The organism is bacterium, from assembly GCA_024224155.1.
Taxonomy (GTDB): domain Bacteria; phylum Acidobacteriota; class Thermoanaerobaculia; order Multivoradales; family JAHEKO01; genus CALZIK01.
This window is the reverse complement of the sequence record JAAENP010000013.1, coordinates 1-14,472: the sequence shown is the minus strand read 5'-3', so window position 1 is coordinate 14,472 and position 14,472 is coordinate 1. Positions and strand designations below refer to the sequence as shown.

General features: G+C 64.3%; 14 protein-coding genes. 10 read left to right on the top strand and 4 right to left on the bottom strand.

Translation table 11 applies throughout. The annotated features are described in order from the left end of the window. The first annotated feature begins 10 nt into the window (after positions 1-10). Positions 11-355 (top strand): DUF1820 family protein, encoded by a 345-nt coding sequence (locus GY769_01195; GenBank protein MCP4200532.1) that lies wholly within the window; start codon positions 11-13, stop codon positions 353-355. Beyond that, on the top strand, positions 352-1,227 hold the full coding sequence (locus GY769_01190) for a hypothetical protein (protein ID MCP4200531.1): 876 nt from the start codon (positions 352-354) through the stop codon (positions 1,225-1,227). The genes GY769_01195 and GY769_01190 overlap by 4 nt, the downstream gene beginning before the upstream one ends. On the opposite strand, the gene GY769_01185 is transcribed toward GY769_01190, so the two are convergent. After that, complete coding sequence (locus GY769_01185) at positions 1,213-2,199, bottom strand: aldo/keto reductase (GenBank protein MCP4200530.1); 987 nt, start codon at positions 2,197-2,199, stop codon at positions 1,213-1,215. The two genes, GY769_01190 and GY769_01185, sit on opposite strands and share 15 nt — an antisense overlap. Positions 2,200-2,312: 113 nt before the next feature. On the opposite strand from GY769_01185, the gene GY769_01180 reads away from it, so the two are divergent. Continuing rightward, entirely contained in the window at positions 2,313-3,161 is an 849-nt protein-coding gene (locus tag GY769_01180; protein ID MCP4200529.1) for a DUF3014 domain-containing protein, read from the top strand. On the opposite strand, the gene GY769_01175 is transcribed toward GY769_01180, so the two are convergent. Further along, on the bottom strand, positions 3,158-3,511 hold the full coding sequence (locus tag GY769_01175; protein MCP4200528.1) for a hypothetical protein: 354 nt from the start codon (positions 3,509-3,511) through the stop codon (positions 3,158-3,160). The two genes, GY769_01180 and GY769_01175, sit on opposite strands and share 4 nt — an antisense overlap. A 102-nt stretch (positions 3,512-3,613) precedes the next feature. Between GY769_01175 and GY769_01170 the strand changes: the two genes are divergently transcribed. Both GY769_01170 and GY769_01165 read left to right on the top strand, forming a co-directional pair. Continuing rightward, a complete protein-coding gene (locus GY769_01170; protein MCP4200527.1) occupies positions 3,614-5,365 on the top strand; it encodes a signal peptide peptidase SppA in 1,752 nt (583 codons plus the stop codon). Positions 5,366-5,439: 74 nt separating this feature from the next. Next, on the top strand, positions 5,440-6,225 hold the full coding sequence (locus GY769_01165) for a M23 family metallopeptidase (GenBank protein ID MCP4200526.1): 786 nt from the start codon (positions 5,440-5,442) through the stop codon (positions 6,223-6,225). 18 nt (positions 6,226-6,243) lie between these two features. Here GY769_01165 and GY769_01160 read toward each other — a convergent pair whose 3' ends face one another. Continuing rightward, positions 6,244-8,154 (bottom strand): sodium:proton antiporter, encoded by a 1,911-nt coding sequence (locus tag GY769_01160; GenBank protein MCP4200525.1) that lies wholly within the window; start codon positions 8,152-8,154, stop codon positions 6,244-6,246. A 178-nt stretch (positions 8,155-8,332) separates the two neighbouring features. Here GY769_01160 and GY769_01155 point away from each other — a divergent pair, with 178 nt between their 5' ends. From GY769_01155 to GY769_01135, 5 genes are all read left to right on the top strand, one after another. Next, positions 8,333-8,818: an LEA type 2 family protein gene (locus GY769_01155; GenBank protein MCP4200524.1), complete on the top strand. Its 486-nt coding sequence runs from the start codon at positions 8,333-8,335 to the stop codon at positions 8,816-8,818. 7 nt (positions 8,819-8,825) lie between these two features. Next, the gene (locus GY769_01150) at positions 8,826-9,908 is read left to right on the top strand and encodes an efflux RND transporter periplasmic adaptor subunit (protein MCP4200523.1); all 1,083 of its coding nucleotides are present in this window, start codon (positions 8,826-8,828) and stop codon (positions 9,906-9,908) included. Next, positions 9,905-13,069 carry an efflux RND transporter permease subunit gene (locus GY769_01145; protein MCP4200522.1) on the top strand — a complete coding sequence of 1,055 codons (3,165 nt, stop codon included), beginning with the start codon at positions 9,905-9,907 and terminating at the stop codon, positions 13,067-13,069. The genes GY769_01150 and GY769_01145 overlap by 4 nt, the downstream gene beginning before the upstream one ends. Before the next feature lie 145 nt (positions 13,070-13,214). Continuing rightward, positions 13,215-13,766: a hypothetical protein gene (locus GY769_01140; protein MCP4200521.1), complete on the top strand. Its 552-nt coding sequence runs from the start codon at positions 13,215-13,217 to the stop codon at positions 13,764-13,766. 9 nt (positions 13,767-13,775) lie between these two features. After that, the gene (locus tag GY769_01135; GenBank protein ID MCP4200520.1) at positions 13,776-14,210 is read left to right on the top strand and encodes a hypothetical protein; all 435 of its coding nucleotides are present in this window, start codon (positions 13,776-13,778) and stop codon (positions 14,208-14,210) included. A gap of 60 nt (positions 14,211-14,270) precedes the next feature. On the opposite strand, the gene GY769_01130 is transcribed toward GY769_01135, so the two are convergent. After that, positions 14,271-14,472 (bottom strand): hypothetical protein (locus GY769_01130; protein ID MCP4200519.1); only part of this gene is annotated, 202 nt, incomplete at its 5' end.

The following is a 14,472-nucleotide window of genomic DNA, read 5'->3' as shown; positions in this document are numbered from 1 at the left end:
TTCGAGAGTCGTGGCCGCAAAGAACATCTACCGCGTCAACTTTCTACAGCAGGGCAAGGTCTACGAGGTGTATGCCGAGAGTGTCTCGCATGGCGCCCTGGTCGGCTTCGTCGAAGTCGAATCGCTGGTTTTCGGCGAGCGGAGCCAGGTCGTAGTGGACCCCTCCGAAGAGCGTCTCAAGACGGAGTTCAAGGGCGTGAAGCGATTCCATTTGCCGCTCCATTGGATACTGCGAATCGATGAGGTCGAAAAGCACGGCACGCCGCGCATTCGTGATGCCGAGGGAGATGGCGCGAGCGTGTCGCCGTTTCCGGTGCCGATGATCACGCCTCGCGGCGATTCGAATCAATCGTGAGGGCGGTCCATCTGGTTGTCGGCCTTCTGGTGACGTGGCTCGTGGCGCCGGGTCCGGCCGATGCCTGGGTCGCGAGCGCGCATGCCAAGATCGCGGAAGCGGCGGTCGCGGCTCTGCCGGACTCGATGCCGCCGTTCTTCCGAGCGGGGGCTTACCGAATCGGGCGTAGCGCCATAGACCCCGACTACTACCGGCTCCGCGATCTCCCGCAGTTGCGCAATTCCGAATCTCCGGAGCACTATCTGGATTCCGAGCTGCTGGATGGGGCCGAGTGGCCCGAGAGCCGATACGACTACCTGAAGCTTGTCGCGGAGATCGACCAGAACGCGTACTTCGTCGGCACCTTGCCGTATTCCCTGGCTGAGGGGGTGCAGCTCCTCGCCGCCAGCTTTACCCAGGTGCGCTTGAGTCCCAATGATGAATGGGCGCGAGCCAAAGCGCTCCATCATGCCGGAGTCATGGCGCACTATGCAGCGGACCTCTGTCAGCCATTGCACACGACGATTCACTACAACGGACGGGCGCGAGCCGACGGCTCGTCGCCGCGGACCGGCATCCACTCTCACACCGATAGCTTGGCGAACGCGGTATTTGCCGAGGGCGCGCCCGCGGTGGCAGAAATTCATGCAGTGGGTGATCTGCGGGCCGCGATTCGCCGCGAATTCGGGGCGAGCCACGCCCTGGTCGATAGAGTCTACGAGTTGGAAGGCGGGCTCGGCCTCGATGAGGTGTCGACCGAAGGGATGGCGTTCGCGCGCGAACGGGTCGCGGCGTCGATTCGCTTCACCTCGTCCCTGTTCGTTACCGCTTGGGAGCTTTCCGCCGGCGTCAGCGTGCCGGACTGGTTTCGTCAGCTTTCAGCTGGCCGCTGACTCGCCGCGGTAGAGAGTTTGGACCCAGTCGGCCTCGGCCGGCGAAAGAGCCGTACCGAGTCGAGCTGCCGCTCGCGCCTGCTCTCGGTTTCTCATCCCGACCAGGACACACTGGTTGCCGGCCGCCCGGCCGGTGCCGAGAAGGGCGCCCGTCAGGGCGTGCAGAACCGGTTCCGGGTGGCGAGCAAATCGCCTTTCGACGGCTCGGCGGCAGCTTGCGAAACGCTCGAGTGCCTCTAGGTCTTGGAACTCCGCGATCTCGTTGCGCATGTCACCCGCCTCGAAGCTGATGGGCTCTCTGTACTTGCCCAGGAGCACGCCGTGTTTCAGCGCCGAAAAAAAGACCGCGCCCAGGTTCTGCTCTGCCACCCAGGTCTCGAGTCCGCTCCTACGGTACTGATCGTCGATGACGTTACGGTAGACCTGGACAACGTCGGGTTCCACCTTTGCCCCGACGCGCAGAACCTTGTCGGAGCTCCAATCGGAGAGACCGAGGAACCGGAACTTGCCGGCTTGACGGGCTCTGTCGAGAACCTCGAGGACCGGAGGCAGTCTCGAGTCTTCGGGGCCGAAATCACAGTGATGGAGATAGTAGAGATCGAGGTAGTCCGTTCGGAGCAGATCGAGAGAGCGCTCGAGGCGGGCCGCCACGAGGTCGGGATGGTAGAAGTGACCATAGGGTCCCGGGTCCCAGCCCACCTTGCTGGCCAGGAAGACTCGATCACGTGGAATTCGCTCCCAGAGGGAGCCGATGATTCTCTCGGACTGGCCGTCGCCATAGACGTCGGCCGTGTCAAAGTGATCGATGCCGGACTCGAAGGCTTCGATCAGAGCATCTCGAGCCTGTTTTTCGTCGTGGCCCGACCAGCCGACTTGATGGCTCCCTACTTGCCTGGGTCCGCCATGCGCCCAGGTTCCGACCCCGATGGCCGAAACTTCGATGCCTGTGCGTCCCAGTGTGACTCTCTCCATGTTCTCTCCTGCTTGCGGGGGCTTACCATTTCCCCCGGCACGAGTCTAGCAACGGTGTCCAAAGGCGTGGAGAAGCGCACCTGGAAGTACAATGGCGGAAGGAGCCGACTGAGATGGAACCGAGCAGAACGCAATACGACCTCGATCCGCCTGGGGGCCCCCGGCGCCTTCAGGGCATGCCATGGTGGCCGGCCGCCTTGGTCATCGTCCTTCTGATCCTGGCTATCGGCTGGTTTTTGTGGTCCCGTTCGAAGGATCGGTCACTGCCCGTGGCGGAGCTTCCCGAGGCCGCAGCGCCTGAGCCGAGTCCCGCGCCCGAGCCGGCCGCGGAGGCGCCCGAGGCCTGGGAGCTGCCATCGCTCGCCGAGAGCGATGATTTTCTGCGGGATGTCGCTACGCGGCTTTCGAGCCACCCGGAATGGCTGCAGTGGATCGCGACCGACGATCTGGTGCGCCGTTTCGTCGCGGCGGTCGACGAAGTCGCGCGCGGCGAGGTTCCCACCTCTCAGCTCGGCTTCCTGATTCCCAAGCGCGGCTTCACGCCGGCTCCGAGCGGCGGACAGATCTATCTGGGAGCGGACAGCCAGCGCCGCTACACACGGTTGACAGCCGTCGTTTCCGGCCTGGACGCAGAGGGCGCCGCGGACCTCTACAGTCGCCTGCGCCCCCTGGTGCAGGACGCCTATCGCGAGCTGGGCTACCCGAATGCTGATTTCGATGCCGTGCTGGCGAAGGCGGTGAAGAGAGTTCTCGAGACTCCGGACATGGAAGGATCCGCTGAGCTGGTTCCGGCGTTACGCAGCTACAAGTACGCGGATCCGAGGCTCGAGGCCCTGCCGCCCGTGCAGAAGCTGATGCTTCGCTTGGGACCGGACAACGCCAGGATCGTCAAGAGCAAGCTGCGTGAGATTACCCGCGAGCTCGACCGGAGTCAGGTAGCGGCTCAAGACAAAGGCGACTAGCGGGAAGGTGGCTCGGTGACCGGTTGTGAGCGCTCTTCGAGCTCGTCGAGAGCCCGGGCTACGGCCCGGATCTTCTCGAGTTGTCCGAGCCTGAATCCGGAATGAGCTGCGATGGCAAGCAAACCAAGCGAGAAGATGCTGTCTTCGCTCGGTCCGATGCTGAACATCTCTCCGCTCCGTGCCCGTACGAAGACCAGGATGAGGATCGCGATCCAGTCGAACACGACGACCAGAAGGGCTCGTCTGCGCGCGCGCTCGAGTGCGGCTACGGAATCTTCGGGCTCCGGGTGCCGCCGCACTCCGGCGATGTCTTCGAGCAGCAATTGCCTGACGGCGCGGGTCCTGAACACCGATGTGCTCCTTTCGAAAGCTAAGAGAACACCCCGTGGCCAACGTACCATGAGCCAGTTCAGGCCAGTCCTTCTTGATTAACAGCCCTTTGGGGAAGCATCATGAGAGTCAGAACCGTTTTACTTCTCTTGGCCGCGGCCGCGATTGCCGTGGCTTTGATCGGTGGTTGGATGTTGTGGCGAGCCGACGACGGCCCGGTTCTCGGCTCCCGAACGGTTCTGGAAGTGGATCTGACGCAGGGCTTTGCCGAGGACACGCCACCCGAGGCCTTCGCGTTGTCCTTTATCGAGAAGCGGCCGCGATTGAGAGAAGTGGTCTCCGCCTTCAGGCGGGCCGCCCGAGACGACCGGGTGCTGGGAATCATCGCGAAGGTGGGCGCGTCGCCGGGCGGTCTGGGGACGCTTCAGGAGTTACGCGACGCGGTTCTGGATTTTGCTGACAGTGGCAAGCGGACCATGGCCTATGCCGAGACGTTCGGCGAGTTCGGAGCCGGTGACGGCGGCTACTACTTGGCGACCGCGTTCGACGAGATCTTCCTGCAGCCGTCTGGAGACGTGGGACTTACCGGACTTCGCTATGAGGTTCCCTTCGTGGCCGGCACGCTCGAGAAACTCGGTTTGAAGGCTCAGATGGGGCAGCGGCACGAGTTCAAGAATGCGGTCAATACCTACACCGAGAAGGAGTTCACGCCGGCTCACGCCGAGGCCATGCAGGATCTGGTCGATTCGCAGTTTTCTCAGATCGTTCGCGGAATCGCCATCGGGCGGGGTCTCGACGAAGACGACGTCCACGGTGTCTTTGATCGGGGCCCTCATTTTGGGGCGGAAGCCCTGCAACTGGGCCTCGTGGATCAACTTGCCTATCGCGACGAGGTTTACGAGGCCGCCGAGACCGAGTGGGGTGACAAGGTCGAATACCGTGACCTCGTGAGCTACAGTCGGTTCTCACCCGCGCGCATCGGCGGAGTGAAGACCATCGCCCTGATCTACGGGGTGGGAGCGATCAGTCGAGGCTCGAGCGGCTATGACCCCTTGACCGGGAGGGTCCGCATGGGAACCGATAACGTCGCCCAAGCGTATCGCGACGCCGTCGAAGACGACGACGTTCGGGCCATTCTCTTTCGGGTCAACAGCCCGGGCGGTTCCTACGTCGCTTCGGACACGATCTGGCGTGAAACCGTTCGTGCCCGCGAGGCTGGCAAACCCGTGATCGCATCGTTCGGCGATATCGCCGGTTCGGGTGGCTACTTCGTGGCCATGAACGCCGATCGCATTATCGCGCAGCCCGGCACGATTACCGGCTCGGTCGGGGTCTACGGCGGCAAGCTCGTGTCGCGGGGCTTCTGGAGCAAGATCGGCATGACGTTCGATGCGGTTTCCACCAGCGAGAACTCCGAGATGTGGAGCGGCGTCGAGGAGTTCGACGAGCGCGGCTGGCAGCGCATGGAAGACTCGCTCGACCGCATCTACGCCGATTTCGTGGGCAAGGTGGCCGCGGGTCGAGGATTGCCCATCGAGAAAGTAGAGGCCGCGGCCCGGGGTCGTATCTGGACCGGAGAAAGAGCAGTGGAGAGAGGTCTGGTCGATGAACTGGGTGGTTTCCCAGCGGCCTATGCGGCGGTGAGGGAGGAGCTGGATCTGCCGGACGACACGCCGCTGGCCCTTCGTATCTTTCCGAGACCGAAGAGCACCTGGGAAGTCTTCTTCGATCGCTTGTCCGAGCTCGATACCGGCAGCCAGAGCCGGCTGAGCCTGGCGCGCTTCGAGAGGCTCAGATTGCTTGTCGACAGGCTGGCGGGTGCCGTCGAGCCCACCGACGTCCTCGAGATGCCGTTCGTGCCGGAGATTCAGTGACTACGCCTCCGCTGCGGCCTCTGCCGCGGGCGGCCCGAGCCTGCGCCTTGTTGACGGCCTCGGCGCTGCTTCCGGTGAGCGCCGTACACGCGATCGAGGTGTCGGCTAGGCCTGGCAGCGTGGTGCGCTGGGAGGGCACGGGCACCGAAACCTGCGGTCGGGGCGCGCGGACCTGGCCGGCGACCGCGGGTACTTGCTGGTACCCGATCGACTTGCTCGAGGCGGAGCGCGAGGTGAGGGTCTTTCGCCGGCGCGCGGGAAGACGCGAGCAAGCCAGGATTCTGGTGACCGACTATCCGTACCCGGTGCAGCGAATCACCCTTCGCGACTCGTCCAAGGTCGACCTGTCGCCCGAAGACCTGGCCCGGGTCCGGCGCGACCAGGCTCGGGTCAGGCCGTTGTGGGAGCTCGACGGGCCCGCCCGGTTTGGCCTACCGCTGGCGGCGCCGCTGGAGGAAATGGAGCCGCCGGGTAGTTTCGGCTCGCGACGGTTCTTCAACGATCAGCCCCGAAGCCCGCACTCGGGAGCCGACTATCCGGCGCCCGAGGGCGCAACGGTGTTCAGCGTTGCAGCGGGTACGGTGGTACTGGCCGAGGATCTCTTCTTTTCCGGCCAGAGCGTTTTCGTCGACCATGGAGATGGTCTGGTGTCGATGTACTTTCATCTCAGCTCGATGTCCGTGGAGGCGGGAGAGACGATCGGCAGCCGAGCCGTCGTCGGCGAAGTGGGACAGACCGGGCGAACCACTGGGCCTCATCTCCACTTCGGGCTCAGGTGGCGCGGTGCCCGGGTGGATCCGTCCTTGCTGCTCGGCCCCACGGCTGAGATCCCGGCGCTCGGCGACCTGACATCACAGTAGGGCCGACGAGAGGTCGGCTCAGGCCGGCTCGAGGACGCCCGAACCCACGAGCTCGATCTCGTCGTCCCCTTCACGGCGCCAACCCATCTGCGCCAGCCAGGCCTCGGCCTCGTCGCGGCGTTCATGGTTGATCACCGCGTAGAGCTGATCGTTCTTCTTGAAGCTCAGATCGGCGACGAAGGGCAGAACGTGCCTTCCCCGAGCGACCGCCAGGGGGATCAGCACGCTGTCGGGATCGGGTGGATTGCCGATCTCCTCGATTGCGGTCAGGTCCCCGGACCGCCGCCGGGTGTAGGTTTCCAAGAAGCCGCTCTTGCGCTCGATGCGCACGGACCACAGATCCAGATTTCGGGGTTGTGCGAACAGAACCTGGGTACCGGCCTCCTTCACCATTTCCGCCGTTATCTTCGTGTGGCCGCTACGCAGGGCCATCCAGGCCTGTCGGATCTTGAAGTCCTTGCGGGCCTTGGTCACGAAAAGCAGGTTGACCTCGTCGTTGTCCGTGACCGCCAGAACGCCGGCGCGACTGTCGGTTTGCGCGCGATAGAGGATCGAGTCGGACAGGCCGCTGCCGAAAAGAACGCGGAAGTTCTCGGCCTCGGCGGCGCGACAGGCGTCCGGGTTCGCGTCGATAAAGACCACTTCCTGGTCGCTGTCGCGGAAGACCTTGCCCAGCGCCAGGCCCAGCGGCGTGGCGCCGAGGATCAGGAAGCCTTGGTCGGTGGGTCGCCGGACGCCCAGGACTTGAGCCACCCAGCCGCCCGACAGGCCTTGGATGAGCACTGTCGCGGCGATCACCAGGAAGACCAGGGCTCGGAGCTCGTTGCCGCCGGGGAGGCCCGCGGCCGCCATTTCCTGAGCGAACAGGGAGGCCACGGCGGCGGCGACAATACCCCTGGGCGCGAGCCACGACAGAAACGCCTTTTCGCGCCGGGTCAAGTCCGAGCCCATTGTGCCGACGAGGATGTTGACAGGTCTGACGACCAACATGAGAGCGAGAACGGTGAGTGCTCCGCGCCAACCGAGCGAGCGTACCTCTTCGAGCCGCACGTCAGCTGCCAGTAGAACAAACAGCATGCCGATCAGCAGAATCGTGAGCTGTTCCTTGAACTCCTTGAGATCACTGAGCAGTCGGGTCTTGATATTGCCGACGACCAGACCGGCAATGGTCACCGCGACGATGCCACTCTCGGCAAACAGCGTGTTGCTGACCTGGAACAGGACCAGGATCAGAGACAGGGTGAGGACGTTTTCAAGGCCCTGGGGTATCAGTCGCTCGAAGCGCAGCAGGACCGCAATGAGTACGCCCCCGGCAATACCCATGACGAGCCCGGAACCGAGCCGGATGAAGAGACTCTGCGCTCCTTCAGCCAGGTTGCCCGCGGTGGGAGCCAGCACGACCTCGAGGGTGACGACCGCGATCAGGGCCCCGATAGCATCGATCAGAACGCCTTCGGCCTCGAGCACCGTGGAGACACTGTGACTGAGTCGGATTCTCCGCAGGAGCGGCGTAATCACTGTCGGCCCGGTCACGATTACCAGACTGCCGAAGAGAATCGCCAGCGACCATTCCCAGCGGAGGATGAATCGGGCGGCGAGAGCCCCGCCCGCGGCCGTTACCAGAGCGCCCAGTGTCACCAGCTGCCGAATGCTGCGGGCCTCGCGCCGCAGGCGCTGGATGTTCAGGTTCATGCCGCCCTCGAAGAGAATGACAGCGACCGCGAAGCCCACGAGCGTTTGCAGAGCGCCGCCCATCGAATCCGGCTGGACGATTCCCAGGACGTCGGGTCCCAGAAGCACCCCGGCGGCGAGCAGAATGACGATTCCGGGTATCCGCAGATGCCGCCCGACGGCTTGGGAGAACATCCCGGCCGCCATCGCGAGGGCAACGCTCAGTGCCGGGTCGGAGAGGTTCTGTTCGCTAGACAAGAATAAGAGGAGCCGGCGGGATTAGGCGGTTTCGCGTCGGTTCAAGAACCCTCGCAGCTCAGTTGCGTATCTCTGCGGAGTATACAAGCGTGAATTCTCCGCTCGGAGATTCTCTTTGGGCCGGATCCGCGACAGAATGGCGGTCGGAAACCACTTGCGAGCGGAGGAGATCCTGTTGATGAAAAAGTACCTTATCGTCCTCATCGTCGCGTGCGCCGGCGGCGGCTGCGCGACCTTGAGCATCGTACCGCCCGAGGTGACTCTGGTGGACCTCGAGTTCACCGACCTGACGATGTTCGAGACCACCGGCGAGTTCACCGTGCGGCTGGCGAACGAGAACCCGGATCCGCTGCGCATCAACGGCGGGGTCTTCCGTCTGTACCTGAATGGCGTCAAGGTCGGCAAGGCGTTGACCTCGGAGTCCGTCGAGGTCCCCCGGCTCGGCACGGCGACCCAGAGAGTCGCGCTTCACGTCAACAACGTGGCGCTGATCAGTCGCCTGGCCTCCTTGCTGGAAGAGCCGGTTCTCGACTATCAGATCAAGACGCGGCTATTCGTCGAGGGGGCCTATGGAACCCGGCGGGTCAATTTCGAGAACGCGGGGACATTCTCCTGGGACCAGCAGGAGACCGAGCCACTCGTCGAATCCGAGGTAGACGGCTGATCGAGACATGGGTCTCTTGACGCGAACGAGCTCGGTCTGCGCCACGCTGCTGCTGCTAGGTCTCCCTCGGCTTGCGGCGCAGGAGCAGCCACCGGCGCCGGTGCGGGTGACCCGCGCAATCAGCGCCGAAGTGCGCCGGACCGTCGAGCTGAGCGGCTCCGTCGAGGCTCGTCAATCGAGCCTCGTCGCCACCGAAGTAGCCGGTCTGATCGTCAAGATCTTTGCTCGCGAAGGTGACCGGGTCCAAGCCGGGCAGCCTCTGGTTCGCCTGCGGCAGGTGAACATCAACCTGCGCCTGCGCGCCAAGGAGGGCGAGGTGGATGAGGCGCGGTCGCGGCTGGCCCTCGCCCGCGGTGCTCACGAGCGCGCGCTGGGTCTCTTCGAGGAAGAGCTGATCAGCGTCGAGCGGCTCGATAGCGCTACCTCGGAGCTCGAAGCCTGGCAGGGCAGAGTGGCCCAGCTCGAGGCCGAGCTCGATCTGCTCAAGGCCGAGCTCCACAACACGGTGGTGCGCGCACCCTTCGACGGCGTGATCGCGAGCGAGCACGTCTCCGAGGGCGAGTGGATCGACGCTGGCGGACCCACGTTCGGGCTGGTCGATACGGGCAACCCCGAGGTCGCACAAGAGGATCCGGCGGCGCTGATCTCAGGACTCGAGCCGGGCGAGCGGGTGGCGATCGTGATCGAGGCGCTCGAGGGGCTCGAGGTCGAGGGCGTTGTTCGGGCGGTGGTGCCGAGGGCGGACCCTAAGGCGCGGACCTTCCCGGTGAAGGTGGATTTGCCGAATCCGGAGGGCCGGATCGGAGTGGGGATGCTGGCCCGAGCGCGTTTCGCGGCCGGTGCACCCGAAACCGCGGTGCTGGTCCCCAAGGACGCGCTCGTTTCCCAGGGTACCAGCCGCAGGGTGTTTCGGGTCGACGAGCAGGGAGCGGCGCAGCCGGTGGCCGTGACCACCGGTTCGGCGTCGGGTCTCTGGATCGCCGTCGAAGGCGGTATCGCAGCCGGAGACACGGTCATCATTCGGGGCAACGAGCGCTTGCGTCCCGGCCAGGCGGTAGCAGCCGAGGCCTTGGAGGTGCCCAGGGATTGAAGGTCGTCGAAGGCGCCATCCACTATCCCGTAAAGGTCGCGGTCGGGGCCATCCTGCTGGTGCTCTTCGGTTCGCTGGCCCTGTTCAGGATCCCGGTTCAGCTCACCCCCACGGTCGAAGAACCGGAGATCAGCGTGGTTACGGTCTGGTCGGGCGCCAGTCCTCAAGAAGTCGAAAGGGAGATCGTCGACGAACAGGAGGAGCAGCTCCAGGGGATGGAGGGTCTGGTCAAGATGGAGAGCTCGAGCTCGGACAGCTTCGGCTCGATCACGCTGACCTTTCTGACCGGCACCGAGGTCGACTCCGCCCTGCTCAAGGTCTCCAACCGGCTTCAACAGGTGCAGAGCTCGCCGCTCAACGCCGAGAAGCCGATCGTTCAGACGGTGAGCTCGGGGGTCTCGGCGAGTGCCTGGTTTGCTGTCCTGCCGGTCGAAGAGGGCAGCCACGAGGGGGAGATCGGTCAGCTTCTCACCTACTTCAACGATTTCGTCAAGCCCGAGTACGAGCGTGTTCCGGGGGTTGGCTCGGTCAACTTCTTCGGCGGTCAGGAGCGCGAGCTGCAGGTCATCATCGACGCGACCGCGCTGGCCGCGCGGCAGATCACGATCACCGAGCTGGTGAATGCGCTCGACCGCGAGAATCGCAACGTCTCCGGCGGCGACTTCGACGAGGGCAAGAGCCGATACGTCGTCCGCACCCTGGGCGAGTACACCTCGCCTTCGGACGTCGAGAACATCGTAGTGGCCTTCCGCGGGGGCGTGCCGGTCTACGTGCGCGACGTCGCCCGCGTCGGACTCGGCCACGCGAAATCGATCGCCGAGGTATATCTCCTCGGTCAGCAGACCGTCGCGTTCAACGCCGTGCGGGCCGTCGGGTCCAACGTGCTGGCCGTGATGGACGGCATACGCAAGGCCACCGATCGCGTCAATCGTGAGCTTCTGGCGGATCGGGGTCTGCAGGTCGTCCAGATGTACGACGAGACGGAGTACATCGATAGTGCCATCGACCTCGTCCAGCAGAGCCTGATCGTCGGCGGCATTCTGGCGATTCTGGTGCTGATGGTGTTCCTGCGCAGCCCCAGCAGCACGTTGATCGTCGCCATCGCGATTCCGATCAGCGTCATCGGCACCTTTCTCATGATGGCCTGGTTCGGGCGCACGCTCAACGTCATCAGCCTGGCCGGCATGGCTTTCGCGGTCGGCATGGTCGTCGACAACTCGATTGTCGTGCTGGAGAACATCTATCGCCACAGGCAGATGGGCAAAGCGCGCATGCGCGCAGCGCACGATGGCGCCAAGGAGGTCTGGGGTGCCGTTCTCGCCAGCACGCTTACGACAATCGCGGTCTTTGTTCCGATCCTGTTCGTTCGCGAAGAAGCGGGTCAGCTCTTCCGGGACATTGCGCTGGCCATCAGCTGCGCGGTCGGACTGAGTCTCGTTGTCGCGATCACGTTGATTCCCAGTCTGGCGGCGAGAATCTTGGGAACCAAGGAGGAGACGCGGGGCGAGCCGGTTGGCGGCCGGTGGGATCCGGCGCCGACGGCCAAGCGCTTCTCCCGGTGGGTCACCGAGACGGTGTACTGGTTGTGCGGCACGACGCGCCGCCGCCTGAGTGTCGTGGTCGGTCTGACGGTGGCGGCGCTGGGCCTGAGTGTGGCGCTGGCGCCCAAGGCCGAGTACCTGCCGACCGGCAACCAGAACTCGCTTTTCGGCATCATTCAGACCCCACCGGGGCAGAGCCTGGCGGAGACGGCCAAGCTGAAGGAGAGCTACCGCGAGGCTCTGTCGGAGCTGTGGACAAAAGCCCCCGAGGAGACGCGCGACTTGCCGGGCGGCGGTGTGCGTTCCTTCTGGTTCGTGGCACTCGCCAATCAGGCCTTCATGGGTATCAGCGCCCGGGTACCCGAGCGGGTCCGTGAGCTGCTGCCGGAGTTCAACGGCATCAGCTCGAAGTTCCCGGGCTCGTTCGCGTACGTCTTCCAGAGCAGCCTGTTCCAGAGGCGCTTCGGAGCCGGGCGCACGATCGATGTGGAGCTGACGGGCCCGCAGCTCGAAGAGCTGGTGGCCCGTGGCGGCCGCGTGTTGGGCGAGGTGATGGGCAAACTCCCCGGCGCCCAGGCGCGGCCGGTGCCGAGCCTGGATCTGGCGAACCCGGAGGTGCACGTGGTTACCGACCGGCGCCGGGCCGCGGAGCTCGGCATTTCCAACCGTGATCTCGGCATGATGGTCAACGTTCTAGTGGACGGGGCCAAGGCCAGCGAGTACCGCTACCAGGGACGGGAGATCGATCTACGGGTGATCGCCGAGGCCGACGGTCCGTACCGAACCCATCTGCTGGATCAGCTGCCGATCGCCGCCCCGGCCGGCGAGCTGGTGACCGTGGGCTCGGTGGCCCGGGTGGAGTTGAGCACCGGCCCCACCCAAATCGCCCATCGGGAGCGGCAGCGCGCGATCACCATTCAGGTAACGCCGCCAGAGGAAGTTCCGCTGCAGGCGGCCATGGAGACCATCGAGAGTGAGATTCTCGGCCCGATGCGCGCCCAGGGACGGCTCGGCGGCCTGTACCGGGCGCAGCTCACGGGGACCGCGGACAAGCTCACCCAGACCGCTCGTGCGCTGTCGTTCAACTTCGTGCTGGCCATCGTCATCACCTATCTCCTGATGGCCGCGCTGTTCGAGAGCTTTCTCTATCCGTTTGTGATTCTGTTCAGTGTCCCATTGGCCGCCCTCGGTGGCTTTCTGGGTCTGGGCCTGGTGAACCTGTTCACCCTGCAGCCGCTCGACGTCTTGACCATGCTGGGCTTCATCATTCTCGTGGGAACGGTGGTCAACAACGCCATTCTGATCGTCCACCAATCGCTCGAGCACATGCGCTCGGGCGAGATTGAGCCTCGCAGGGCGATTCGAGACGCGGTTGCCAACCGGATCCGGCCGATCTTCATGAGCGTCTCGACCAGCGTTTGCGGCATGCTGCCCCTGATTTTGTCTCCGGGCGCCGGTTCCGAGCTCTACCGCGGGCTCGGGAGCGTGGTCGTTGGCGGGCTGATCGTGTCCACGGTCTTTACCCTGTTTCTGGTGCCCGCCCTGTTCAGCCTGGTGCTCGACGCTCGCGCCGCCGTTGTCGCGCGACTCGTCGGACGCACGGCCCAACAGTCGATCTGAGGCGACCCGGGGCCGGAGCCGGCGAGGGCTGAGGTCGGGCTCGTCTCGACCTCAGACGAGGTGAAACATTTCACCGCCGGTCCCCGTCCTAGTAGGAGTGATCGAGAGAAACTCCCTAACCGAGCTCCCGGTGGAGGCAAATCCCATGAGAGAAAGCACATCCCGCGCATTCGTTCTACTGCTCGCCCTTACGGCAATCGCCGGTTCGGCTCGAGCGGCCAGCAGCCTGTGGCTCCACGTGACGGTCGACGAAGGTGGCGGCGCCAAGGTCACAGTGAACCTGCCTCTGGCCCTGGCGGAGAAGGCGCTACCGATGATTCCGCTGCACGACGAGCTGCGCTGGCATCATCACCGTGGCCATGACGGCATGGAGCTCGAGGACTTGCGCGAGATCTGGGCCGAGGTCAAGAACAGCCCTGATATGACGTTCGTGACCGCCGAGGACGATGGAGAGAAGGTCAGAGTCTGGAAGGAGAAAGACTTCGTCTTTGTCGAGGTCCGCGATGACGACGGCGACGAGAAGGTCGACGTTCAGGTACCACTCGAGGTCGTGGACGCCCTCGTCTCCGGTGACGAGATCGATTTCACCGCTGCCGTCCAGGCCCTGGCCAAGCGTGGCGGAGGAGATCTGGTCTCGGTACGAGATCGCGACGACAACGTGCGGGTCTGGATCGACGAGACCCCGGAAGCCAGATAGGACACGATGATGACAACCACCAAGAAGGTCTTTCTGATCCTCGGTTCAGCCTTCGGTCTATGCGTTCTCTGTTGGGTCGTATTGGTCGGGGCGGTCTACGCCTACGGCGGCGTGATGACCGTGCGAGTCGACAACCCGAACGGGCCGGACCTGGCGATTCCTGTGCCGATGGCCGTGGTGGATGCTGCTCTCGCGACCGGCGAGATGGCTCTGGATGACATTCACGTCGAGCTCGGCGAGTACGGTCCGATGCTGCGCGAGATCCTCGCGGTCATCGAAGATTGTCCCGACGTGACGTTCGTGGAGGTTGAAGATGGCTTCGACCATGTGCGCGTGGCGAAGGAGGGTGGCTACCTCCTCGTCGAGGTGAACGAGCATCGTGGCCACGGGATGAACATCAAGGTGTCGCTGCCGACGCGCTCGATCGCGCGGCTGGTCGGCTGAGGGAGACAGTACGTAATACAGGCTCCTGGGGGTCTGCTTTGAGCAGTTCCCCGGGGTTAGTTACGTACTGTGTCCCCCTACGAGCTGGTGAAAGAGGCTCGACTCGCGCTTGAAGAAGCCCTCGGTATGGAGGCTGTCTTCGAGCTCGAGAAGCTCGTAGTCCAGATGATGGCCGAGCTCGTGGAGCAGCGTCCGTAGGAACGTCTTGAAGGCGACGACGTTTCGCTTCTGAGCGGTTCGCATCCAAACGCTGATCCTCGCT